Consider the following 24,678-nt stretch of genomic DNA (forward strand, 5'->3'; position numbering starts at 1 on the left):
CCAAAGAATTGTACAAGGACTTGTGTGAAGTTACTCAAAAAGTTTCAAGTTGCGAAGTACCCGATGAATTTTTATACGGTATCTAACTTTTTGTACATTACATAATGTTTGCCAATATCGGCTATGTCAAAAGGCTCTCCAATAATTTCATATCCGAGTTTTTTATAGAATCCAACCGCAATTTCCCGTGCATTAAACCAGATAATTTTTCCGCAACGTGCCTGGGCATCATTTTCTGCATGCTTTACTAAAGCTTCGCCAAATCCTTTTTTCTGAAATTCCGGCAATATGGCCATGCCTCTTAGTTGAAATTGTAATTTTTCTTCTAAGAAAGGAGTGGGATGTATGAACAGGGAAGCAATGCCTGCAAGTTTTTCATTGCTGAATAAGCCAAAATGTTTTGTAGATTCTGAATTATCGCCTTCAAAATGGCAGGTTTCTATCGGTTTTCCGGGTCGTAAAACGGGATGTCGGACAGAAAATGTATCTAATGCGGATATTTCTTTTATGCTTTCCATTTTTCTTTTAAAATTTTTTGGATGGGATTGTAAAATATAACAATTTAATAATAAAACTCTTAGCGGTCGAAAAGCTTATTTGTGCAAAGATTGCGAAAAAAAGATTGCATTTTTTTTGAAAAAAAACTTGCAACTGAAAAAACTTATTGCTTATATTTGCACCGTAGAAATGCGGAAGTAGCTCAGTTGGTAGAGCTCCAGCCTTCCAAGCTGGTTGTCGCGAGTTCGAGCCTCGTCTTCCGCTCTAAAAATAAAACCTCAAGTGAAAGCTTGAGGTTTTTTTATTTCCAAAACTTTTCAGAAATAGATTTCCAATAAATTTAGGGGTTTGTATTTTGTGCCTCTGCGCCTTTGCGTGAAAATAATTACTCGCAAAGACGCAGAGGCGCAAAGTTCATATGAACTTCAGGAGGCATTCAATGTTGCTAGTTCAGAAAACTCAAATCACTTCCGCTTTCTAATTCTTCAGGTTGCTGGTTTTGTCTGAAAAGGCGTGCTTTCAGACTTCCTTTTAAGGTTATGGTTTCATTTCTTACTTCCAGCCAACTTCCTTCCCTAAGTCCCAAAACGGGTAAAGTATTGAATTGGTGAAATTCTTTTATTCTTGTTTCCCGCGTTTCGCCCATATGTGTTGAGTTGCTGTCCGGGTCGAGATAGTGCGGATTGAGGTTGAATGGAATCATGCCCAAAGTCTGGAAACTTGGTGGATAAATAATAGGCATATCATTAGTAGTCTGCATTGTCAGTCCGGTTATATTGCTTCCGGCGCTGGTTCCTAAATATGGAGTGCCTTTTTTTAATGTTTCAGACAGCAAGGTCATCAGGTCATGACGATAAAGCTGCGTTACCAATAAAAAAGTGTTTCCGCCACCAGTGAAAATTCCTTCTGCCTGTTTTAGGGCTTCTTTCGGGTCTTCAAATTCATGCAGGCCTTTTACTTTAATGTTGATTTTAGAAAAAGCCTGACGTACTTTTTCAGTATATTCGTCATGTGATATACCACTTGGTCTGGCATAAGGTATAAAGACAAGTTCAGACACATTTTTGAAGTGAACAGAAAGTTCCGGCAAAAGATATTCGAGATAACCTCCGTTGTGTAATGTTGAGGTACTCGCTATAATCAGATTTTTCATTTTAATATGATTTTATGACGTAAAGTTAGCAAGGTTGGAAATTATAAAGCAGTAGAATGCGAACTTTATTATTAACACAAATTTATTAGGTCGTTAGCAATAATTTGGGAGGTGATAAGATATTTTTACCTGACAAACTTATCCCTCAATTCATTATGCTGAAAAAAATATTTTTATGTTCTTTTTTTATAGCTGTTTCTCCTTCGGTGCTTTCACAGGTTTCCGAGCGAAAAAACCTGAAAGGGAAAGTTATGGCATCTGCTTCCAATCTTGATGGGATTTATGTCCTGAACCTGTCTTCAGAAAAAGAAACAGTAACCAAAGAAGGCGGTTATTTTTCGATTCAGGCCAAAGAAGGAGATTCATTAATGTTTTCGTCTATCCACTTCAAAGGTAAAATTGTGGAAGTCAGCCAGTCTGATTTTGAGAAAGAATTGTTCTTTGTGAAGCTGGAAACTATGGTAAATCAATTGGATGAAGTAACAGTCGTGCAGTATAAAAATATCAATGCTTACGATTTAGGAATTATACCCAAGCCCGCCAAAGTCTATACACCAGCCGAAAGAAAATTAAGGACGGCTACAGGGGTAGATCCTAAAGTAGGGCTAAATAATTCGTTTACTCTCGACCCGCTTTTAAACCTGATGTCCGGAAGGACTTCGATGCTCAAGAAAGAACTCGAAGTAGAAAAAAGAGAGAAATGGATAAGCCAGCTGGAGGATTTGTTTGAAGAAGAATACTATACGAAAAAACTTAAAATCCCTGCCGAAAATGTCAAAGGATTTTTGTATTATGCGGTTGAAAACGAACGATTAGTAAAAAATCTGAACAGTAAAAATAAAGCAATGGCGACATTTTTATTAGGAGAGATTGCCAAAACATATATTCAAACCATAACCAATGAAAAATAATTACTTTTTAATACTACTAATACTGCTTTCTCAAATTGTCTTTTCACAGAGTAAGGAGAATAAAAAAATATATGGAAAAATAACAGCAGGACAAGTTCCGGTTGATGATATTGAAGTAGTTAATTTTTCGAATGCCACACAGACCAGAACGAATGCAAAAGGAGAATTCTACATTTATGCCAGAACAGGTGACGTGCTGATTTTGTCGGGAGCCAATCTTGAACACAAAAGAAAAACGATTACAAAAGACGAATTCAATTCAGGAAATGTTCAAATTGTGATGAAGCCTGAGGTGACAGAACTTCAGGAAGTTGTGGTTGAAAAAAGTGATGAATTTTCGGTAGTGCAGGGAGTGAAAAAATATACACCGGCAGAAAGAAAGCTGAGAACGGCGTCAAAGCCTGTGGAACTAATACAAGGTTTGGGTATCAGTAACGATGCCATTCTTAATTTCTTATCAGGTAGAACAAAAACGCTTAAAAAAGGAGTTCAGGTAGAGAGGGAAATAGCCAGGCTCGAAAAGCTGGATAATTTTTTTGACGAGGCTTATTATACAGAAAGCCTCGATATTCCGAAAGACTATGTCAATGGCTTTAAATACTACATTGTAGGCGATGAAGAGTTTAGCAAGGCATTAGACCAAAACAATAAAACCGCTCTTGAAGTAGCTATCATAAAGCTGGCAGAAAAATATAGGGGATTGCTTGCCGATGAAAAGAAATAATTACACGCTTTTGCTTTTTCTGCTATCAGCAGGAATGTTGTTTTCACAATCACAGGAGAAACTTCTGCTAATAAAGGTAATGGCAGATGGGAACTATGTAGGCGGTATTAATGTGGTTAATCTGGTTAATGAAAAATCAGCAGTTACAGATGAAAAGGGTGAGTTTTTTATTTCGGCAAAAGAAGACGATTTACTGGTGTTTTCAGCTATAAATTTCGAGTACAAAAGAAAAATCATTAGCAAAGAAGACATCCTTGCTGGCGCGATTACTGTTAATGTGATTCCAAAAACAACAAGCCTTGACGAAGTAGAGATTACAAAGTATAAGGATCTTGATGCTTTTGAATTGGGAATTTTGGAAACTCCTGCAAAAAGATATACTCCTGCAGAACGCAGACTCAGGACGGCTGGTGATTTTAAGCCGGTCCATTTGGTTGGCCTTCTGTTTGGACAATTTCCTTTGGATCCGGTACTGAATGCAATAAACGGAAAAACAAAACGTCTTAAGAAAGAAGTGCAAATCGAACAGCAGGAATTTTTGTTGAAAAAGGTAGAAGATATGTTTCAGGATGACTATTTTTTAGGACATCTTAAAATACCTGAAAACTATATACAGGGTTTTAAATTATATAGTATAGGTGATGAAAATTTTGTAAGGTTATTAGAAGACAAAAATAAGATAAAGTCAGAGTTTGAACTGGCAAGGCTTTCAAAGGAATATCTTAAATTGATTTCAAATGAAAACTAGTTTCCTTTTTGCCTTTTTATTTGTAGTGCACTTTACTTTTTCACAGGAAAAAATAATCCACGGAAAGGTTACGGGCAGTGGCAACAATGTTGAAGGAATTAACGTAGTCAATCTGGTTAATGAAAAATCAGCCGTTACAAACGCAGCCGGAGAATTTCGCATTCTGGCAAAAGAAGACGATTTGATGGTTCTGTCTGCTTTGAATTTCGAATACAAGCGAAAAATTATTGATGCTGACGACCTGAAATCGGAAGTAGTTATCATTGAGATGATACCCAAAGCCAATCAGCTGGATGAAGTAGAAATCACAAAATACAACAACATTAATGCTGTTTCTTTAGGCATTTTATCAAAGCCTGCAAAAGTTTACACCCCGGCAGAAAGAAAATTGAGGACGGCTACCACAGGACTGCTCGACCCGCTAATTAATTTAATGTCGGGCAGGACCAAAAGACTTAAGCAGAATATTTCGGTAGAGAAAAAACAAATACTTCTGGAAAAAGTAAATGATCTTTTCGATGATGAATTTTATACGCAAACCCTTAAAATCAATCCTGATTACATCATGGCATTCAAATACTTCTGTATCGAAGATTTTAAATTCGCAAGTGCCGTTAGGGGAAAAAACAAAACACTGGCAACTTTTTGGATCAATGAACTTGCAGTAGAATACAATAAGTTGCAGTCTGATGAAAAGTAATAAAATCTTACTCCTTACTTTTTTGGTTTCTTATGTCGCCCTTTCGCAAGAAAAAATAATAAAAGGAAGAGTTGTTGCAAACGGCAATAACGTTGAAGGCATAAATCTGGTGAATTTGGTGAATGAAAAATCAGCCGTCACAGATTCCAATGGAGATTTTTCGATTCTGGCAAAGGTTGACGACCTGCTCGTTTTTTCAGCTGTCAATATGCATTATAAAAGAAAAATCATTGAAGCGGATGATTTTCAAAAAGATATCATTATTATAGAAATGGAGCCTAAAATAAATCAGCTCGATGAAGTCGAAATTACAAAATATGTCAACATAACGGCCTATGATTTAGGAATCATAAAATTTAAACCAAAAGTTTATACGGTTGCTGAACGAAGGATGATAGCCAGAGTAGGAAGTAGGGCAGAAAGAAAAGCAAGGCTCGAAGGTGAGAAAAAACTAATGCTGATTGAAAGAATTGGAATCCTGTATAGTGATGAATATTTCATTAGAGTACTAAAGATTGACCCTGATTATGTCATGGCATTCAAATATTATTGCTCCGAACAGCCGGATTTTATGAAAATTGTCAATTTGAGGGTAAAAGATAAAATCAAATTGGCAATAATCGAGCTGGCCAGAAAATACAATGAACTTCAAAATGAAGAAATTGTAAAAGAATAGTACTTTTGTAAAATGAAAAAGGCAATCAAAATAGTTTTTCTTTTACTGTTGTTTACCGGGCTGACTTCGGCTTCGCTTCACAAATTTTATGTTTCCGTAAACCAATTGGATTATGTGCCGGAAAAGAAAGCCATAGAAATAACATCCCGACTTTTTATTGATGATATGGATTTGGCCCTGGAGAAAAGGTTTGGCAAAAAAATATATCTGGGAACAAGTAAGGAGATAAAAGAAAGTAAAGAACTGCTTCAGAAATATTTTCAGGAAAAATTTGCCGTTAAAGTAAACGAACAGGAAAAAGAAATCCGTTTTTTAGGCAAAGAAGTAGAAGATAATGTCCTGATTTGCTATTTCACAATCAAGAATGTCGAGAAAATCAGTTCTATCGAAATAAAAGACACTATTTTAATGGAGCTTTATGACCAGCAGCATATTTTCCATACGCACGTTTTAGGGAAAAAGCAAAGCCTGCTTCTTACTTCAGACAAAATACGGGGTCAGTTAAATTATTAGCATTTTTTTTCCGGTATTACATCAAATTGATTAAATTTCAATCTTAAAATAACCCAACTCCTCCATGAAAAAAATAATTTTTCTATTCGCGATGCTTCCTGCCGTGTTCTTTGCGCAAGAAACAAAAAATACGGAAAAGAAGCGCGAGCCTGGGAAATACGATACCAACAAATTCAGCCAGATGTATGATTTGATGGCTACGCCTAATATGTTTCGAACAGCATCGGGAGCGCCAGGTCCGGCCTATTATCAGCAACAGGCAGATTATAAGATGAACATCGAATTAGATGACCGCAATGCAAGGCTTTATGGAACGGAAACCATTACCTATCATAACAACTCGCCGGATAATTTGGAATATTTATGGGTGCAGCTCGACCAAAATCAAAAAGCGAAAGACTCGGAATCACCTTTGGTAGATAATCAAAAAATGGATAAGGCAATGACTCCGGCCGGGTTTTCGAAAAAATTTCTGGAAGAAAAACCGGAAAGAGGTTTTGTGATTGAATATGTAAAAGATGCAAAGGGCAATCCGATGAAATATACCATCAACCATACCATGATGCGTATTGATTTGCCGAAACCTTTGAAATCAAAAGAAAAAATCTCATTTTCTATAAAATGGTGGTTCAATATCAATAATTATAGGGTAGAAGGAGGACGTTCCGGTTATGAGCATTTTGATAAAGATGGTAATAACCTGTATGTACTTGCCCAATTCTATCCAAGAATGGCCGTCTATAATGATGTAGAAGGTTGGCAGAACATGCAGTTTTGGGGTTCGGGAGAATTTGCCCTTCCGTTTGGGAATTTTGAAGTAAATATCACCGTTCCTGCAGACCATATTCTGGAAGCGACGGGTGACTTGCTGAACAGGAAAGAAGTTTTCACTGCAGAACAGTTTAAGCGATATCAGTTGGCAGAAAAAACCTATGACAAGCCGGTTGTGGTAGTTACTCAGGAAGAGGCAGAAGCAGCTTCAAAAGGTTTCTCAGACAAGAAAAAAACCTGGAAATTCAGTGCAAAATACGTGCGTGATTTTGGAATTTCAACTTCAAGAAAATTTATCTATGACGCCATGGCTGTAAAGCTTTCGGAAAAGTCAGTAATGGCCATATCATTATATCCGCCGGAAGCCAACCCGCTTTGGGGCGAATATTCAACAAAAACGGTTGCCCATACCTTAAAAAGTTATTCCTCACACACGTTTGACTATCCTTATCCTAAAGCAATTTCGATTTCTGCCGAAGACCAGGGTATGGAATATCCTATGATTTGCTGGAATTACGGACGTCCTGATGAAAACGGATTTGTAAGCGAAAGGATAAAATACGGCATGCAAAGCGTGATTATTCATGAAGTAGGGCATAACTTTTTCCCGATGATTGTCAATTCTGATGAACGCCAATGGACCTGGATGGACGAAGGATTGAATACTTTCCTGCAATATTTGGCAGAACAGGAATTAAGCCCGAGCTATCCTTCACAAAGAGGACCCGCGGCTAAGATTGTTCCGTATATGAGCGGACCGCAGAATTTTTTAGAGCCAATTATGTCAAATTCAGAAACAATACACCAATTTGGGGCCAATGCCTATGCCAAGCCTGCCACAGGATTGAACATATTGCGTGAAACCATTATGGGGAAAGAATTGTTTGACTATGCATTCAAGACCTATGCCAATCGTTGGAAATTTAAACACCCTACGCCGGAAGACTTTTTCAGAACCATGGAAGATGCTTCGGCGGTTGATTTGGACTGGTTCTGGAGAGGGTGGTTTTATTCTACAGATTATGTTGATATAGGAATCCAAAATGTGAAAGAATATTATGTTACGGCAGAAGCACCAAAAGAAACTAAAGATGTCAATATAAGAAAGGGCCGTTTTAATAAAGAGGAAGGGCCGTTCGTTTATATGGTTTCGTCAGATTCTGAAGGTTTTAATAAAAAGAATATAAAACCTTTGGATGTTAATGATATAAAAGTGTTGTCTGACTTTATTCAGGAAAAATATACACAGGAAGAAAGAAGCAAACTTAAATCCCCAAAATATTTTTACGAAGTTGCTTTTGACAAGCCAGGAGGTATGCTAATGCCAATTTTGGTACAGCTGGTTTATGAAGACGGTACCACGGAAAATTTTAATTTTCCGGTACAAATATGGAGAAAAGGCAATCAGGTAGTGTCCCGTGTTTTTGCAACAGATAAAAAAGTAGCCAAGATTAAGCTGGACCCAAAATTACAGACCGCAGATATTGATTTAGAGAACAATTCATGGCCAAGAGAGAAGGCTAAATCTAAATTTGACGAACTGGAGGATTAAGTTAAAATCATATTAAAAAAGAACAGTAAAGCAATAAAGCTAAGACCGCGGTTATTTTTTGCTGTATCTTTGCGAGAATAAAATACAATATTATGTTTGGTATCGGAGGATCGGAATTAGTATTCATCATATTTATAGCCATAATGCTTTTTGGGGCAGATAAAATTCCGGAAGTAGCAAGAACTTTGGGAAAAGGAATGCAGCAGCTTAAAAATGCAACAGACGATATTAAAACTGAAATTCACAAAACAGCTTCAGAAAATGGTTTGGATACCCAATCATTAACAGGCGGTTTTTCTGAAGAAATCAGTAAGGTAAAAGAAAATTTCAATAAAATTATTGAAAACTCCAATGATAACAGTTTTGGTTTGGACAAAATAACACAAGATATCAATTCAGAAATTACGAAAGTAAAAGAAGATATCGAAACGATGGAAGGACCTATAAAAAGACAGGATAGATAATGGAGACATTGTTAGAACTTGATAGAAACCTGTTTATTTATCTCAATAGTCTCGGCTCTGAAACGTTCGACGGTTTCTGGTTATTTATTACAAAACAGATAAACTGGATTCCAATTTTTGCTATCATACTCTATTTGGTTTTCAAAAATCTGGGCTGGAGGCATGCCCTGATGATAATTGTAGTTATGGCTTTACTGATTACATTGACAGACCAAACAACAAATCTTTTCAAAAACGGCTTCCAAAGATTACGGCCGGGAAGCGACCCTGACCTTGCAGGCCTGATTCGTGCCGTACAGACAAGAAAATCCTTTAGCTTTATTTCCGGCCATGCATCCAACTCAATGGCTGCTGCCTTTTTTCTTTATAAAGTATTGAAGCCTTACCTTAAATATATGGGCTTTATCTTCTTGTGGCCGCTGATTTTTGCCTATAGCAGGATTTATCTCGGACTGCATTATCCGGGAGATATTCTTTGCGGATATGTATGGGGAATTTTAATGGCAATGATAATGCTGCGATTATATGCCTACTTAAGGGATAAATACTTTCCACAAAAAGAATACGTCGACAATCCGACTAATGATGAACCTATACGAAATTAGATTATAAAACCCGGCTTACGGTTAATCCGTCACGGATAGGAAGCAATACGGTTTCAATTCTGGGGTCGTCTTTCAGTTTTTTATTATATTCTAAAAGTACGTTGGTACTTATGTCTTTCGGATTTGGTGTTTCCAATACCTTGCCACTCCATAACACATTATCAGAAAGAATAATACCTCCCTTATTCATTATAGGTACTATCATGTCAAAATAGTTCAGATAATTATCCTTGTCGGCATCAATAAAAACCAGGTCAAATTTCTTTTCGAGTGTAGGTATGATTTCTAATGCATTTCCCAAATGCTGTGTTATTTGGTTTTTCCATGGCGACAAGTCGAAGTATTTTTTTTGGATACTGAGCAATTCTTCGTTAATATCAATAGTGTCAATAGAACCATTTTCCTTCATCCCTTCTGCAAGGCATAGAGTGGCATAACCCGTGTAGGTTCCTATTTCAAGAATGTTTTCCGGATTGACCAATTTGGAAATCATGCTTAGGACTCTTCCCTGAAAATGGCCGCTAAGCATTCTCGGCTGCATAATTTTTTGGAAAGTTTCTCGGTGAAGGGCTGCTAAGAGTGCAGGTTCGTTTTCAGAATGTTTTTCGACATAAAGTTCTAGCTCTGGAGAAATAAAATGCATGGTAAAAAGTTTTTACAAAATTATAAAATATTAACACTCATTAGGTACATCTCACTTTGAATATATAACTTTGCGCCATGCAAATTGAGAAGAAAGACATCAGAGCATTATCAAAAGACCAATTGAGGGAATTTTTTGTTTCAAACGGAGACAAAGCTTTTCGCGGAAATCAGGTCTATGAATGGCTTTGGAACAAAGGAGCGCATAATTTTGATGACATGACGAATGTCGCCAAAGCAACGCGTCAGATGCTGGAAGAAAATTTTGTCATCAACCATATCAGGGTCGACCAAATGCAAAAAAGTGAAGATGGAACTGTAAAAAATGCTGTCCGTCTCCATGATGGATTGGTGGTAGAATCAGTATTGATTCCTACGGAAACCAGAACAACAGCTTGCGTTTCTTCTCAGGTGGGCTGCAGCCTTGATTGTAATTTTTGTGCTACTGCAAGGCTGAAAAGAATGCGAAATCTGAATCCTGATGAAATTTATGACCAGGTAGTGGCCATCGATAATGAAAGCCGACTGTATCACAATCGTCCCTTATCGAATATCGTTTTTATGGGAATGGGAGAACCGTTGATGAACTATAACAATGTCATGAAAGCAATAGACAAGATTGTTTCGCCGGAAGGACTTGGAATGTCGCCAAAAAGAATTACGGTCTCAACCTCAGGAGTTCCTAAAATGATTAAAAAACTGGCTGACGACGAAGTGAAATTCAAACTGGCAGTTTCCCTGCATTCTGCAATTGATGAAATCCGTTCGCAAATCATGCCTTTTAGCAAAAGCTTTCCGTTGGCTGATTTGCGTGAAGCCTTAGAATATTGGTACAGCCATACCAAAAGCCGGGTTACCTATGAATATGTCGTTTGGAAAGGAATTAATGACAATAAAGCTTCCGTTGATGCTTTGGTGAAATTCTGTAAATATGTTCCGTGCAAAGTCAATCTTATCGAATACAACCCGATTGACGATGGTGAATTTCAGCAAGCTTCGGAAGAATCGATAAACGAATACATAAAAGCTTTGGAAAGAAACGATATTGTCGTGAAAGTACGCCGAAGCAGAGGAAAAGATATTGATGCCGCCTGCGGACAGTTGGCAAATAAAGAAGCTTAATTAAAAATCGAAGAATACTTCAACCCTGCCAGAGTTCCATCAACCCTGCCAGAGTTCCAAACTCTGGCAGGGTTTGTTTCTTTACTTATTCGGGGATTTCCGGAGTGATACTGTAACAATAGTAAACACTATTGATACGCCCAGAATGATATACTGGAGGTATAATAATGAGTCATCAGTGTCAAAAAATTGAATTAATAACACAGTATAAAGTAAGCTATATGATATTATTGCGTTAATATCTTTTTTACTGATGTTTTTTATTTTCTTAAACATGGCGGATAGATTAATTAAAGGTTGGTAAATAGTTTGCTTAATTTTTAAATGTAACTATTTTTTCCAACAAAAACAATAGTAAACAAAAGCTGCCTGGCTCTAAACCCTGGTAGCGTTTGTTTCACAACACCTCTTGTACTTTACCACTTAAATAGTATATTTGTCCTCAATGAAAATCACGGAGCAAATAAAACAGCCGATTCTTGCCGAAATGGAACTTTTTGAGAAAAAGTTTCATGAAGCGATGTCGTCAAAAGTTGCCTTGCTCAACAGAATTACCTACTATATTGTAAACCGTAAGGGAAAACAAATGCGACCCATGTTTGTTTTCCTGACAGCCAAAATGGTTTCAGGTGGTACAGTCAACGAAAGAACCTATCGGGGGGCTTCGGTAATCGAATTAATCCATACTGCAACTTTAGTGCATGATGATGTTGTTGATGACAGTAACAGGCGTCGCGGGTTTTTCTCAATCAATGCTTTGTGGAAAAACAAAATTGCCGTTTTGGTTGGCGATTACCTGCTTTCAAAAGGACTGTTGCTTTCTATTGACAATGGTGATTTTGATTTGCTGAAAATAATTTCTGTAGCCGTAAGAGAAATGAGCGAAGGAGAATTGCTTCAAATCGAAAAAGCCAGAAGGCTGGACATTACAGAAGACATCTATTACGAAATCATACGGCAGAAAACAGCAACCTTAATTGCAGCCTGCTGTTCACTCGGAGCTTGTTCTGTAGCTCCGGAAAATGATGAGGTTATTGAAAGAATGCGCAAATTTGGTGAACTCATTGGAATGGCATTCCAGATTAAAGACGATTTGTTTGACTATACCGATGATGCTATTGGAAAACCAACCGGAATCGATATTAAAGAACAAAAGATGACGCTGCCATTGATTTATGTGCTGAATCATTGTACGCCAAAAGAAAAAAGCTGGATTATCAACTCCATTAAAAATCACAATAAGGACAAAAAACGGGTAAAAGAAGTCATCTCTTTTGTAAAAGAAAATAACGGTCTGGCCTATGCAGAACAAAAAATGACCGAATTCCAGAAAGAAGCGTTGCAACTAATTCAGGATTTTCCCAACTCTCCCTACAAGGATGCACTTACCCTGATGGTAAATTATGTGATAGAAAGAAAAAAATAATCTGTTGCTGCTGATTGTTTTATTGCTATGCAACCTTTTTAGCCGTAATATCGTCTTTGACAGTAGAACCTAAAATCTGTCAGTCATGCGTTTCCTCTACTTCTCTTTCTTTCTTATCACACTACAGGTTTGTGCCCAAAAGCCTAAAGAAGTACTGAATTGGATTAATACTGCCCCATCAGAGAACAAAAACTTTTATTTTGAAATTCCTTTTAGCTACCGCAATGATGAAATTGTCATCCAGGTTCGGATAGGAAATCATACCTACGATTATATTTTTGACACCGGAGGCTATAACAATATTACAGATGCCATACAGGAAAAAAACAATTTCCCGATACTGACCAGGCAGACAGTAGGAAGCAGCAATAAAATTAAAAAAGAAATCAATATTGTAAAACTGGACAGCCTGCATATTGGTCCCCTCGCTTTTCATGACCTTGCCGCTTTGCAGATGAATTTTGATGAATCACCCACAATTAAATGCACAATTGATGGCGGATTGATTGGGGCAAGTATTATCAAAAATTATATCTGGCAGATTGACTATACGAGAAAAAAAATAATTGTTACTGACCAGATTGGCAAAATAGCAAATCTGCAAAAAGCGATAAAAGTTCCGGTTACTTTTAATAGCAGACTCATGCCTTATATAGAGGTACGGATAAACGGCAAGAAAGAGAAAATGATGTTTGACCTGGGAAGTTCTACTTTGTTTAGCATGACTGAAAAAGCAGCAAAAAAGCATGATAAAGAAAATATCTGTGAGATTATAGGAGGTGGAACAGAAGGAGGGAATGGCACTATCAAAGAATCAATTTATGTAATGAATTCAGGCAAGCTTGAAATTAAAAATCTTTATTATTCCAACAAGCCTATTCTTTATACTTTATCAAATAATGAATCCCTGATTGGCAACCCAATTATAAAAGACTATATCGTCACCCTAAACTTTAAAGATGATGAAATGTATTTTCTTCCTGTTGAAACAGCAGATGAAGGATGGATAACTTATGGGTTTACGCTCAAATACGATAATGGAAAAACAAAAATAGCAACCTTACTAAAAGGCTCCACGGCTGAGAAAGCAGGCTTACGGATAGATGATGTTGTTGAAGGAATAAATGGTAAAAAAATAGATTGTCAGGATTTTTGTATATGTAAAAAAACTTACAATATTCTTTTGGAAGGAAAAAATGAAATTGTCATAAGCCTAGATAAGGATGGCAAAACACAGCAGATAAGACTTGAGAAGCAAAAAATATTTTAATTTAGCTCTTCTATTATAAGTAATTACAGCTTATTATATCTGATTTTTAATTTTTTTTGCTATCCATGCAACCATTTTCAAACAAGACTCGTCTATACCAATAGAACACTAATTGGAAGGTTCGATTATCAAAAAGACCCGAAAAATATAAATGAAAGTTATCGCTTTACATCAAGAAGAAAAAGACATAATCGCCCAGGCTGTAGCGAACAACAGGCATGCTCAGCAGAAGATATATGCCGGACATGCTCCAAAAATGTTAAGCGTATGCAGGCAATACATAAAAGACCTTCATCAGGCAGAAGATGTAATGATTACGGCTTTTATGAAAGTTTTTGCCAATCTGAAAAATTTTGAACACAAAGGAAGTTTTGAAGGCTGGATTAGAAGGATAATGATTAACGAATGTATTTCCTTTATAAGAGTTCAGAAAAAAGTAAAGTACATAGAAGACGAAACCTATTTCGAGGAAACCTATAACAATACAGACAGTCAGTTTAACGTGGAAGATATTCAGTTTTTGATAGACAGTCTTCCGGATGGTTACAGAATGGTTTTTAACCTTTATGCTATTGAAGGATTCAAGCATCAGGAAATTGCGAAAATGCTTGGAATTAATGAAGGAACATCTAAATCGCAATTGTCACATGCACGAAAAATGCTGCAGGAACAAATTAACAAACTAAAGAATTTTCAAAATGGAACTGAATAAATTAGAACAGGATTTCAAGAAGAAGCTCAATGAAAGAACTATTCAGCCTTCTGAAATGTCTTGGGACAGGCTGGATGCTATGCTTTCGGTAGCAGAAAAGAAAAGTAAGCCGAAAAAACGCACATGGCTCTATATTGCAGCCAGTTTTTTAGGGTTTTTGCTGGTCGGGACAATCTTCTTCAAACAGCCAGAAGTAGAAATCCAGACCGCTAAAGAAAAAGGAGTTGTTGTTCAGGAAAAAACAACAGAAAAACAGGGAGAGGCAATAACTGCAGACGAATACAAAACAAAATCATCAAATCAAATCACAACAGCAGCTGCAGGAGCCATCGCTTCAAGATTGCCGGAACAAAAGAAGGTTCAAAAAATAAAATCTTCTGCTGTTTCGCAGGAAGATAAAACTTCGCAGGTTATGCCTGAAAAAACGGAAGCGATAGCTACTGTTGAGCAAAAAGAAACGGTTAAGGCAAACAAGTATATCGAATCAGAGAAGCTTTTGGCCGAAGCCGAAAACAAAATCCAATCACAATCAGTGAAGAAATATGTTGCAAAATCGAGTGTGAAAGTAGACTCTAAGGGCCTTCTTTCTGATGTTGAAGGAGAATTGAACGAAAGTTTTAGAAACAGAGTAATCAAATCAATTGGCAGAAATTATGAATCTGTCAAAACATCCCTTGCGAACAGAAACAACGAATAAACCAGATTTAATTTTTTAAAACCCAATGACATGCAAAAAATTATTTTTTATGCAATGATAATGCTATGTTTTTTAGTATCTAAAGCAATAGCACAGGAAACTTTTGAGCAAAGAGCTAAAGCGATAGCCTTGCGTATCGAAACCATTACCAAAGAAGAAAAAGACGCGCTCAAAGAGGAAGTAGAAGCGGTAAATAAATTACTCGAAAAAGGAGAAATTGACCTTGAAGAAGCAGACAAACGCAAAATGGAATTAGCGGATGTACGGGCTAAAAATATAGAAACCAGGGTTGGTGCCGAAGAGGCAAAACTTACTGACCTGGTTAGGGAAAAGGTTGACGGAAAATTGCCGTCTGAAGGAAGAAGAACAGCGTTCAGCATTTATTGGGAAAAAGATTCGCCAAAAAGAGATTCTATAAGAAACAACAGAGGCGAGTTAAGAACAACTTCACAATTTGTTTTTGCAATAGGACTTAACAATGCACTCACAAAAGGCGACCTGGGTTCATTAGAAGGTTCAGATTACAGAATGTGGGGGTCGCATTTTTATGAATGGGGAATTGCGTTCAATACGAGATTGGCTAAAAACCATAACCTCCTGCATGCAAAATACGGACTGTCTTTGATGTACAACAATCTTAGGCCTACAGACAATCGGAGCTTTGTTGTTAATGGCGACCAGACCAACCTTGAAAGAAATCCGATTCATCTGAAAGACTCCCGTTTCAGAAACGTTTATCTGGTAGTTCCGTTGCATCTGGAATTGGATTTTACGAAAAAACGTGTTACAGAAAAGAGGACATATTTCCGCTCACACGAAAGTTTCCGATTGGGTGTTGGTGGTTATGCGGGAGTAAATGTGAAATCAAAACAGATTTTGCGATATGAAATAGACGACCATAATGTAAAAGAAAGAACCAAAGGCGATTTTAATGTTAATGATTTCATATACGGACTCAGCGCTTATGTTGGTTATGGACAGACGAGCTTGTATGTTAAATATGACCTGAATACGATTTTCCGCGACAATGAAATTGACCAGAATAATGTCTCCTTAGGAATCAGATTTGATTTTAATTAGAAAAGTTGAAGTTAGTGAATACGTTGAGAAGTGCTCATTCCCTGTTTTGGGAAATGAGCACTTTTCTTATAGTTTGCCGAATTCTGCAAGACAAAATCTTCGTATCTTTGGGCTCTTAATTCCTGATTTTTTTAGCCATTGATTGCCAAGACAACCATAGATACCGTTTTTGAAACCGCCCGTGTTGAGGAGGTCATTGGTGATTTTGTGCAATTGAAAAGAGCGGGAAGTAATTTTAAAGGACTGAGCCCGTTTTCGGATGAACGCTCGCCTTCATTTATGGTTTCTCCTGTAAAACAGATATGGAAGGATTTTAGTTCCGGAAAAGGAGGTAACGTTGTTGCTTTTTTAATGGAACATGAGCATTTTACCTACCCGGAAGCCATCAGGTACCTTGCCAAGAAATACAACATAGAAATTGAAGAAACAGAGCAGTCGCAGGAAGAAAAAGCAGAAGCTAATGAAAAGGAAAGCATGTATCTGGTTTCTGAATTTGCAAAACGCTATTTCCACGACATACTTCTCAATAATGAAGAAGGACAGGCAATTGGCTATTCTTACTTTAAGGAAAGAGGTTTTACCAACGAAACAATAAGAAAATTTGAATTAGGCTATTCGCCTGATACCTGGGATGCCTTGACTAAAGAAGCATTAGGGAAAGGCTATAAGATGGAATATCTCGAAAAAACGGGATTGACTATTGTTAAGGAAGACAAGCAGTTTGACCGTTTTAAAGGGCGTGTGATGTTTCCTATACAGAGCATGTCAGGAAGAACGTTGGGCTTTGGTGGCCGAATTCTCGGCAACGATAAAAAAGCGGCCAAATACATGAACTCGCCGGAAAGCGACATTTACCACAAAAGTAAAGTGCTTTACGGAATCTTTTATGCCAAACAATCCATTGCCAAACTGGATAATTGTTATTTGGTTGAAGGCTATACCGATGTAATACAATTTCACCAGGCAGGCATAGAAAATGTCGTGGCATCGTCAGGAACAGCACTGACATCAGACCAAATCCGTCTGATTAACCGATTGACAAAAAATATTACGGTACTTTTTGATGGTGATGCAGCCGGATTGAGAGCTTCCATCCGTGGAATTGACCTTATTCTGGAAGAAGGAATGAATGTAAAGGTTTGTACGTTTCCTCAGGGAGAAGACCCGGATAGCTTTGCGCGTAAAAATTCCTATGAGGAACTTGTCCGCTATCTGGATACCAATGCAAAAGATTTTATTCAGTTTAAGGCATCGCTCCTGATGGATGAATCCCAAAATGACCCTGTAAAAAAAGCGGGGCTCATTCGTGATATGGTTACGAGTATTTCAAAAATACCGGACAGAATCCAACGCGAAATCTACCTTCAGGAGACGGCAAGAATCATGGATATTTCTGAACAGGTTTTGGTCAATACACTGGCGCAGCTCATTCAGAAAGACGTAGTTGAGACAGGTAAGAAGCAGAAACAGGAGCAGAAGGCTTTTGAAGTTGTCAAAAATGAGAATACGGAACAGTCACAAAGAATAGATGTACTCTATGAACTGGAAAGAAAAATAATAGAAATTCTTTTGCTTTATGGAAATAAGACCGAAGAATTTGAAGATGTGATACTCCGTGCAAATGAGGAAGGTGAGATAGAAGAAGTTACGGAAAAAAAGGAGTATAAGGTCTACCAAAGAATTTATCTGAGTCTTCAGGAAGACGAAGTTGAATTGGCAAATCCGTTATTCCGGGAAATATATAACGATATGGTGAATTATTTCCACCAGAATGAATCATTTAATACAGAACACTATCTCATGCATCTTGCGCCGGAATTAGCGCAAGAAGTGACAGACATATTGATGCATGAAGAAAGGGAAGTTCTTCACAATTGGGAAGGTCAAAACATTATAGTAAAGCAGAAAGACCAAACCATTGAACAATATGTTTCCGAAACAATCCTGACGTTGAGGTGGTATCTTGTTGACAGGATTATAGAGGAGTTGAAAGGGAGCATAACATCGGGTCCGGATTCAGATAATACGGAAACCTTATCTATGGCTATGGATTATTATAAACTAATCAATTCTTTTTCATCCAAACTAGGCAGAGTAATGTCGCGTTATAGCTAAAATCAGACTATTTCAAGCGTTTTTGCCTTATTAACCAAGTCGACCAGGTTGGTTACATTTAATTTCGTAAGAAGCCTTAATTTGTAAGTGCTCACTGTTTTTTCGTTTAAGTCAAGAATTTTGGCAATTTCCTTATTCTTTTTTCCATCGCTCAGATAGCGTAATACCTCAATTTCACGTGTAGAAAGTTTTCTGTACAAACGCTCTGATTTGTTTCTTTTTCCAATCAGGGCAAGATTTTTCTTTACGGTTTCGCTAAAAACAACAGCGCCTCCGTAAACTTTTATCAATGCGGATGCAAGATTTTCTAACTTGGAAGTTTTGTGGATGTAGGCTGAAACACCTGCTTTCAGAGCATTCGGGGCATACATTTGCTCGGAAAGATTTGTAAAAATCACAATCTTTGTTGAAGGATAATCTTTAACCATTCCTTTTATAAGGTTGATGCTGGACAGACCTTCCAAATCCAAATCCAAAATAACAATATCAACAGACTTTTTATTAAGAATATCTTCTAAAGTAGTAAAGTCTTCAGCATGGCCAACAATGCTGATTTCTGAATTGTCTTTAAAGTAGGATTTAATCCCGTAGTGGACGATGGGATGATTATCGGCTAAACATATTTTAATCATAATTCATTTTTTTTAAATTTAAACTGATAAATCTATAGTAAATTTAGTTAAATTTTTTCAAATCAAATAAAGTTGTGTGAAAATCATTTCAAATGTTTCGGAATTTCGCAAACAGGAATCGGAATCATTTTATGTTGATTTACGTAATTAAGTCTTTTATAGATTGAAAAAACTTCTGCTTTTCTTCCGGTAAAATCGGTTGCCTCTTTTCCTTGTTCAACGGCCTTCATGGCCCATTCCAATTCATCATAACTTGCGCCAAGCTGGTCTTCGTCGCTTCTGTCGTCTCCAAAAAGCCCGTCGGTTGGAGCAGCAATCAGAATGGATTCAGGAACCCCCATGTATTCCGCAAGCTGATACACTTCAGATTTCATCAAATCAGCAATAGGACTTACGTCTACACCGCCATCGCCATATTTTGTGTAAAAACCTACCCCGAAATCTTCAACTTTATTTCCGGTTCCTGCAACCAGCCTTCCGTGAATTCCGGCGTGATAATATAAAGTAGTCATACGCAGGCGTGCCCTGGTGTTGGCGAGAGAGAGGTGTAATTTTTTTTCATCATTGCTGGCGGGAACTACACTTTTAAACATCTCAAAAACAGTCGTCAGATTGGTTTCAACACTTTCTACATTCGGATATTTCTTTTTTAATTGCTCAATATGCTCCCTTCCTCTGGAAACCTGGCTTGGTGCCTGATGGATAGGCATTTCGACACAGAGGGTTGGCATGCCGGTAGCGGCACATAGTGTAGAAGTAACAGCAGAATCGACACCGCCGGAAATTCCAACAACAAAACCATTTACTTTTGCGTTTGTAGCATAGTCCTTAAGCCAATTTACAATGTGGGTGGTAACCTTTTCAGCCTGAAGCGTATTGTTTTTTTGCATTACAATTTTATTAATTAGATTGTTGAAGTGTATATTTGCACTTTAAATTTCGCCTATTAAAGTTAAAAAAAACAATTCATAATTTAAGGTTAAGATTTAATACAAAAATACTAACAAAAATATAAATGAGAAAACTTGCCTTTTTATTGATGTTCGCTGTGTTTTTCGTCTCCTGTGACAAAAAAGATAAAGTGGAAAAAGCAATAGAAGAAGTTCCGGTGGAGCTTACTGTAGAACGTTTTGATAAGATTTTTTATGAATCGGACCCGAATGAGCTGTCAAAAATAAAACACCAATTCCCGTATTTTTTTCCCGCAGGAAATGAAGATACGGTTTGGACCAATAAGATGAAAAACCCGTTGCTTAAGCAAGTGCATGATGAGGTTCAGAAAAAATTTGGTAATTTTCAGAAAGAAAGAGGCGATTTAGAAGAGCTTTTCCGTCATATTAAATATTATTTCCCGGAAACGGGACTGCCAAAGGTCGTAACACTGATTTCGGAAGTAGATACGGATAATAAAGTCATCTATACAGACAGCCTTCTGATTCTTTCATTAGATGTGTATCTGGGCAAAGACCATGAGTTTTATACTGGTTTTCCGGAATATCAAAGAAAGACTTTTGAAAAATCACAACTGCTTTCAGATGTGGTTTCGAGTTTTGCAATACGAAAAATTGTACCGCCAACAGACAGAACATTGCTTTCGCAGATGATTTACTTTGGTAAAGAATTGTACATGAAAGACCTGTTGATTCCGCAGATTTCAGATGCAGATAAAATTGGCTATACGCCGGAACAGATTGTATGGAGCCAGGAAAATGAAGGATACATCTGGCGTTATTTTGTAGATGAGAAACTATTATACGATTCTGACCCTAAATTGCCGGGAAGATTTATCAATCCGGCACCATTCTCCAAATTTTATCTGGAAATAGATAACGAATCTCCGGGACAGATAGGAAGATGGATTGGATGGCAGATAGTTCGTTCTTATATGAAAAACAATGACGTATCTTTGCAGCAATTATTGCAGACCGATGCAAAAGAAATTTTTGATAAATCCAAATACAAACCTAAAAAGTAATGTCTAAAAAAATAACCTCTGAAATAAAAATAACAGTTGAACTAGATGAAAACAGAGTGCCGGAAAAACTTTTCTGGGCAGCCCAGGATGGTGGCGTAGTTCAGGAAGAATCCAAAGCGATGATGCTTTCATTCTGGGATAGCAACGTGCAGGAAACGATGAGAATCGACCTTTGGACAAAGGACATGCCGGTTGATGAAATGAAGAAATTCTTTCACCAAAGCCTTGTTGCAATGGCAGACACTTTCCAAAGAGCTACAGACGATGAGAAAATGTCAGATACCATGAGAGATTTTTGCGATTATTTTGCAGAAAAAATGGATTTGAAAGCAAAATAAGTATTGCCGCAATGCAAAAAAAGCGGACTCATATCGAGTCCGCTTTTTTTTAAAAATTATTCAGGTCTTTGAATACTTCCGTATTGATTTCTTCTATATAGGTTAGCAACTTTTCCTTTCCGGTTCCATCGGCAGAGGAGGTGATAAAATAGGGAGGCATTTCTTCCCAATTGCTCGCCAGAAGCTTTTTGCGATAGGCAGCTACGTGTGAATCGATTTTAGTCTTGCTGATTTTGTCGGCTTTGGTAAAAATGATACAGAAAGGAACTTCAATTTCTCCCAAATAAGTTATGAATTCCAAATCAATAGCCTGTGCTTCCAGACGGATGTCGATTAATACGAAAGCGCAGACCAGTTGCTCTCTCTTTTCAAAATAATCGGTAATGAATTTCTGGAATACTTCCTTGGTCTTTTTTGAAACCCGGGCATAACCATAACCCGGTAAATCCACCAAAAACCAGTTGCTGTTGATTTTAAAATGATTGATAAGCTGTGTTTTTCCGGGTCTTCCAGAAGTTTTTGCCAGATTTTTATGATTGGTCAGCATATTGATTAGGGAAGACTTCCCTACATTCGACCTTCCAATAAACGCATACTCAGGAAGGCGTTCCTGAGGACATTTACTGACTTCGGAATTGCTTATAATAAATTCGGCGGAATTGATTTTCATAACAGTTATTCGATTTCTGCAAAGGTAGTCAAAAAAAATAACCGCGGTTTTCTGGAAAGGAATCCGTAAAACCGCGGTTATTTATATAGGCTAAAAAATTATAGATGTGTCTTTTGCAGCCAATCGTGCATCAATCTGTTGAATTCATCCGGGTGTTCCATCATTGGGGCATGTCCGCATTTGTCAATCCAGTAAAGACTTGAGTTTGGCAATAACTGGTGGAATTCTTCAGCAACCTCCGGAGGTGTTACTTTGTCATTTTTCCCCCAAATGATGCAGGTAGGAACGTGCATTTTTGGCAAATCCTTTGCCATGTTATGGCGAATGGCGCTTTTGGCTATCGTTAAGGTTTTGATTAATTTGATTCTGTCATTGGCCATGGCATAGACTTCATCAACAATTTCTTTGGTGGCTATTTTTGGGTCATAAAAAACATCGCCGGCTTTTTTCTGGATGTATTCATAATCGCCTCGGCGCGGATAACTGTCACCCATAGCGCTTTCATAAAGACCCGAGCTTCCTGTTATTACCAGTCCAAGCATTTTTTCAGGATACATTTTGGTGTGGTACAGGGCAATATGGCCGCCCAATGAATTTCCTAAAAGTATCACACGCTCAAAACCTTTGTAGGTAATAAAATCTTTAACATATTTGGCAAAGGCTTTTACATTGGTTTTTAGGATGCTTTGCGTGTAGATGGGCAATTCGGGGATGACGACTTTATATCCTTGTTTTGGGAAATATTCTGCAACGCCGTCAAAATTGCTTAATCCTCCCATAAGTCCATGAAGGATAACGATGGGTGTTCCTTCACCGGTTTCAAAATATTTGTATTTACCTTCTTTTATTAAGTGTTCTTCCATTGATTGTTTTAGGCATTTCAAATTCACACAAATATATGATTTTATAGATAAAAACGAATTTTTGTATTGATAATTTACTTTTAAAATTTCAGCTTATTTTTTAATGCTGTAAGTAATTTCTAACGAAAACGTTTTTTCTGCGTCTTCAGAACCTAAAGTGGTATTAGTCAATTATTTCGGTTTTTTATTCTTGTGGTTTCGTTTTTAAAAATGCGTAAAATTTTTAATGTAAATCACAAATCTCTTATTGAATTTATCGGCAAAATTAAATTTAGCTAAAATATTAGCAATAAAACCTGATATTTGAGTAGCTGATTTGTGTCGATTTCGAATGCAATGTGGTAAAACTTATCAACAAAGTGGTAGATTGTGGTAAATTGTGGTAATTATTTTTCTACATTTGCTATGAAACAATGAAAAACGTAACTCATTGAATACCATTATCGGAACATATGAATGTAAGATAGATGCCAAAGGGCGTGTGCTTCTGCCTGCTCCTTTGAAAAAGCAGCTTACGGATTCATTGAATGATGGTTTCGTGTTGAAACGTTCCGTGTTTCAGCCTTGTTTGGAGCTTTATCCAATGGCAGAGTGGAATTTGATGATGCAGAAAATCAATAAGCTGAATCGCTTCGTGAAGAAGAACAATGATTTCATCAGACGCTTTACTGCCGGAGTGAAAGTGGTGGAGATTGATAATCTGGGAAGGCTTCTGATTCCGAAAGACCTGACGGCTTTTGGAAATATCTCAAAAGATTTGGTATTGTCTTCGGCGGTAAATATTGTCGAAATCTGGGATAAGGACTTGTATGAAAAATCAATTTCAGGCGATGATGTAGATTTTGCAGATTTGGCTGAAGATGTAATGGGAAATATAAATGATGACGACAATGGAATATCATAATCCGGTTTTGCTGAAAGAAACTGTAGACGGTTTGGATATCAAGCCAGATGGAGTGTATGTGGATGTGACTTTCGGAGGCGGCGGTCATTCAAAAGAAATCCTGAGGCGTTTAGGGCCTGAAGGAAAGCTGTTTGCTTTTGACCAGGATGAAGATGCGTTGGCGAATGCTCTTGATGACGACCGATTTACACTGATTAATGAGAATTTCAGGTTTATCAAAAGGTTTTTAAGATTCCACAATGTGAAAAGCGTTGATGGAATTTTGGCTGATTTAGGGGTGTCTTCTCATCAGTTTGACGTGGCGGAAAGAGGTTTTTCAACGCGTTTTGATGCGGAGCTGGATATGAGAATGAGCCAAAAAAATGATTTGAGTGCTTATGCTGTAGTTAATGGTTATGACGAGGCAAACCTGCGTCGTGTGTTTTATGACTATGGTGAGCTGAAAAATGCTCCTGCCATTGCAAGAGTGATTTTAGAAGCCAGAGAGCACGGTGACATAAGAAATACAGAGCAATTAAAGATAGTCTTGGGTCGTTTTTTGCCGGCGCACAAAAGCAATAAGATTTTGGCGCAGATGTATCAGGCTATCCGTATTGAAGTAAACCAGGAAATGGATGTTTTAAAAGAGTTTTTAGAGCAATCTCTGGAAATATTAAAACCGGGCGGACGCCTGAGCGTGATTTCCTATCACTCTCTTGAAGACCGTTTGGTGAAAAGATACATCAAAAACGGAATGTTTGAAGGTGAGCCGGAACGTGATTTCTTCGGGAATTTCTCGGTTCCATTCAAAACAATAGGGAAATTGATTGTTCCTGATGAAGAAGAAATCAGGGTAAACAACAGGGCGAGAAGTGCAAAATTGAGGATAGCAGAAAAGATATAGTATTTAGATGTAAGATTTATGATTTAAGATTTTA

At 37.3% G+C, this 24,678-nt stretch carries 27 protein-coding genes and 1 tRNA gene; 21 read left to right on the forward strand and 7 right to left on the reverse strand.

Features of this window, described 5'->3' with window-relative positions; translation table 11 throughout:
• Nucleotides 1-71: 71 nt before the first annotated feature.
• Nucleotides 72-518, reverse strand: a complete 447-nt coding sequence (locus tag ASG38_RS06295; protein ID WP_056068255.1) for a GNAT family N-acetyltransferase — start codon at nt 516-518, stop codon at nt 72-74.
• A 171-nt stretch (nt 519-689) separates the two neighbouring features.
• Here ASG38_RS06295 and ASG38_RS06300 point away from each other — a divergent pair.
• Nucleotides 690-762, forward strand: a tRNA-Gly gene (locus ASG38_RS06300).
• A 181-nt stretch (nt 763-943) separates the two neighbouring features.
• Here the strand turns inward: ASG38_RS06300 and pepE are convergent.
• Nucleotides 944-1,651: a dipeptidase PepE gene (gene pepE / locus ASG38_RS06305; protein WP_056068257.1), complete on the reverse strand. Its 708-nt coding sequence runs from the start codon at nt 1,649-1,651 to the stop codon at nt 944-946.
• Between the two features lie 155 nt (nt 1,652-1,806).
• On the opposite strand from pepE, the gene ASG38_RS06310 reads away from it, so the two are divergent.
• The 9 genes from ASG38_RS06310 to ASG38_RS06350 all read left to right on the forward strand — a co-directional run bounded on the left by ASG38_RS06310 (nt 1,807) and on the right by ASG38_RS06350 (nt 9,315).
• Nucleotides 1,807-2,562, forward strand: coding sequence for a hypothetical protein (locus ASG38_RS06310; protein ID WP_056068259.1), 756 nt, complete (start codon nt 1,807-1,809; stop codon nt 2,560-2,562).
• Nucleotides 2,552-3,286, forward strand: a complete 735-nt coding sequence (locus ASG38_RS06315) for a hypothetical protein (protein WP_056068261.1) — start codon at nt 2,552-2,554, stop codon at nt 3,284-3,286. Before ASG38_RS06310 ends, ASG38_RS06315 begins: the two co-directional genes overlap by 11 nt.
• Nucleotides 3,273-4,034: a hypothetical protein gene (locus ASG38_RS06320; protein ID WP_056068262.1), complete on the forward strand. Its 762-nt coding sequence runs from the start codon at nt 3,273-3,275 to the stop codon at nt 4,032-4,034. The genes ASG38_RS06315 and ASG38_RS06320 overlap by 14 nt, the downstream gene beginning before the upstream one ends.
• A complete protein-coding gene (locus ASG38_RS06325; RefSeq protein ID WP_056068264.1) occupies nt 4,024-4,734 on the forward strand; it encodes a carboxypeptidase-like regulatory domain-containing protein in 711 nt (236 codons plus the stop codon). The genes ASG38_RS06320 and ASG38_RS06325 overlap by 11 nt, the downstream gene beginning before the upstream one ends.
• Complete coding sequence (locus ASG38_RS06330) at nt 4,724-5,410, forward strand: carboxypeptidase-like regulatory domain-containing protein (RefSeq protein WP_056068267.1); 687 nt, start codon at nt 4,724-4,726, stop codon at nt 5,408-5,410. The genes ASG38_RS06325 and ASG38_RS06330 overlap by 11 nt, the downstream gene beginning before the upstream one ends.
• Before the next feature lie 12 nt (nt 5,411-5,422).
• Complete coding sequence (locus tag ASG38_RS06335) at nt 5,423-5,923, forward strand: DUF6702 family protein (protein WP_056068269.1); 501 nt, start codon at nt 5,423-5,425, stop codon at nt 5,921-5,923.
• 64 nt (nt 5,924-5,987) lie between these two features.
• The gene (locus ASG38_RS06340; protein ID WP_056068271.1) at nt 5,988-8,246 is read left to right on the forward strand and encodes a M1 family metallopeptidase; all 2,259 of its coding nucleotides are present in this window, start codon (nt 5,988-5,990) and stop codon (nt 8,244-8,246) included.
• A 92-nt stretch (nt 8,247-8,338) separates the two neighbouring features.
• On the forward strand, nt 8,339-8,710 hold the full coding sequence (locus tag ASG38_RS06345) for a twin-arginine translocase TatA/TatE family subunit (protein WP_056068273.1): 372 nt from the start codon (nt 8,339-8,341) through the stop codon (nt 8,708-8,710).
• Nucleotides 8,710-9,315 carry a phosphatase PAP2 family protein gene (locus tag ASG38_RS06350; RefSeq protein WP_308842162.1) on the forward strand — a complete coding sequence of 202 codons (606 nt, stop codon included), beginning with the start codon at nt 8,710-8,712 and terminating at the stop codon, nt 9,313-9,315. Before ASG38_RS06345 ends, ASG38_RS06350 begins: the two co-directional genes overlap by 1 nt.
• A 1-nt stretch (nt 9,316) precedes the next feature.
• Here ASG38_RS06350 and ASG38_RS06355 read toward each other — a convergent pair whose 3' ends face one another.
• Nucleotides 9,317-9,958: an O-methyltransferase gene (locus ASG38_RS06355; RefSeq protein ID WP_056068277.1), complete on the reverse strand. Its 642-nt coding sequence runs from the start codon at nt 9,956-9,958 to the stop codon at nt 9,317-9,319.
• A gap of 77 nt (nt 9,959-10,035) precedes the next feature.
• On the opposite strand from ASG38_RS06355, the gene rlmN reads away from it, so the two are divergent.
• The 7 genes from rlmN to dnaG all read left to right on the forward strand — a co-directional run bounded on the left by rlmN (nt 10,036) and on the right by dnaG (nt 18,379).
• Nucleotides 10,036-11,079 (forward strand): 23S rRNA (adenine(2503)-C(2))-methyltransferase RlmN, encoded by a 1,044-nt coding sequence (gene rlmN / locus ASG38_RS06360; RefSeq protein ID WP_056068279.1) that lies wholly within the window; start codon nt 10,036-10,038, stop codon nt 11,077-11,079.
• A 445-nt stretch (nt 11,080-11,524) separates the two neighbouring features.
• A complete protein-coding gene (locus ASG38_RS06365) occupies nt 11,525-12,505 on the forward strand; it encodes a polyprenyl synthetase family protein (protein WP_056068282.1) in 981 nt (326 codons plus the stop codon).
• Nucleotides 12,506-12,590: 85 nt separating this feature from the next.
• Nucleotides 12,591-13,775, forward strand: coding sequence for an aspartyl protease family protein (locus tag ASG38_RS06370; RefSeq protein WP_056068284.1), 1,185 nt, complete (start codon nt 12,591-12,593; stop codon nt 13,773-13,775).
• Between the two features lie 151 nt (nt 13,776-13,926).
• Nucleotides 13,927-14,487 carry an RNA polymerase sigma factor gene (locus tag ASG38_RS06375; protein WP_056068286.1) on the forward strand — a complete coding sequence of 187 codons (561 nt, stop codon included), beginning with the start codon at nt 13,927-13,929 and terminating at the stop codon, nt 14,485-14,487.
• On the forward strand, nt 14,474-15,184 hold the full coding sequence (locus ASG38_RS06380) for a hypothetical protein (RefSeq protein ID WP_056068288.1): 711 nt from the start codon (nt 14,474-14,476) through the stop codon (nt 15,182-15,184). The genes ASG38_RS06375 and ASG38_RS06380 overlap by 14 nt, the downstream gene beginning before the upstream one ends.
• Before the next feature lie 30 nt (nt 15,185-15,214).
• Nucleotides 15,215-16,264, forward strand: a complete 1,050-nt coding sequence (locus ASG38_RS06385) for a hypothetical protein (RefSeq protein WP_056068290.1) — start codon at nt 15,215-15,217, stop codon at nt 16,262-16,264.
• A gap of 138 nt (nt 16,265-16,402) precedes the next feature.
• A complete protein-coding gene (gene dnaG, locus ASG38_RS06390; protein ID WP_056068291.1) occupies nt 16,403-18,379 on the forward strand; it encodes a DNA primase in 1,977 nt (658 codons plus the stop codon).
• Between the two features lie 2 nt (nt 18,380-18,381).
• Here the strand turns inward: dnaG and ASG38_RS06395 are convergent, their stop codons facing one another.
• Together ASG38_RS06395 and nadE are read right to left on the reverse strand one after the other, a co-directional pair.
• Nucleotides 18,382-19,011 carry a response regulator transcription factor gene (locus tag ASG38_RS06395; protein WP_056068294.1) on the reverse strand — a complete coding sequence of 210 codons (630 nt, stop codon included), beginning with the start codon at nt 19,009-19,011 and terminating at the stop codon, nt 18,382-18,384.
• An 83-nt stretch (nt 19,012-19,094) separates the two neighbouring features.
• Nucleotides 19,095-19,901, reverse strand: coding sequence for an NAD(+) synthase (nadE, locus tag ASG38_RS06400; RefSeq protein WP_056068295.1), 807 nt, complete (start codon nt 19,899-19,901; stop codon nt 19,095-19,097).
• Nucleotides 19,902-20,026: 125 nt separating this feature from the next.
• On the opposite strand from nadE, the gene gldB reads away from it, so the two are divergent.
• Complete coding sequence (gene gldB, locus ASG38_RS06405; protein WP_056068297.1) at nt 20,027-20,986, forward strand: gliding motility lipoprotein GldB; 960 nt, start codon at nt 20,027-20,029, stop codon at nt 20,984-20,986.
• Entirely contained in the window at nt 20,986-21,324 is a 339-nt protein-coding gene (gldC, locus tag ASG38_RS06410) for a gliding motility protein GldC (protein WP_056068299.1), read from the forward strand. Before gldB ends, gldC begins: the two co-directional genes overlap by 1 nt.
• 49 nt (nt 21,325-21,373) lie before the next feature.
• Here the strand turns inward: gldC and yihA are convergent, their stop codons facing one another.
• Together yihA and ASG38_RS06420 are read right to left on the reverse strand one after the other, a co-directional pair.
• Nucleotides 21,374-21,994 (reverse strand): ribosome biogenesis GTP-binding protein YihA/YsxC, encoded by a 621-nt coding sequence (gene yihA, locus ASG38_RS06415; RefSeq protein WP_056068301.1) that lies wholly within the window; start codon nt 21,992-21,994, stop codon nt 21,374-21,376.
• Between the two features lie 98 nt (nt 21,995-22,092).
• Nucleotides 22,093-22,857 carry an alpha/beta fold hydrolase gene (locus ASG38_RS06420; protein ID WP_056068303.1) on the reverse strand — a complete coding sequence of 255 codons (765 nt, stop codon included), beginning with the start codon at nt 22,855-22,857 and terminating at the stop codon, nt 22,093-22,095.
• Nucleotides 22,858-23,287: 430 nt separating this feature from the next.
• Here ASG38_RS06420 and mraZ point away from each other — a divergent pair, with 430 nt between their 5' ends.
• Entirely contained in the window at nt 23,288-23,761 is a 474-nt protein-coding gene (mraZ, locus tag ASG38_RS06425; protein ID WP_056068305.1) for a division/cell wall cluster transcriptional repressor MraZ, read from the forward strand.
• Nucleotides 23,736-24,644 (forward strand): 16S rRNA (cytosine(1402)-N(4))-methyltransferase RsmH, encoded by a 909-nt coding sequence (gene rsmH, locus ASG38_RS06430; protein WP_200937029.1) that lies wholly within the window; start codon nt 23,736-23,738, stop codon nt 24,642-24,644. The genes mraZ and rsmH overlap by 26 nt, the downstream gene beginning before the upstream one ends.
• The last annotated feature ends 34 nt before the right edge of the window (nt 24,645-24,678 follow it).

The organism is Flavobacterium sp. Leaf359 (genome assembly GCF_001423985.1).
Classification (GTDB): domain Bacteria; phylum Bacteroidota; class Bacteroidia; order Flavobacteriales; family Flavobacteriaceae; genus Flavobacterium; species Flavobacterium lindanitolerans.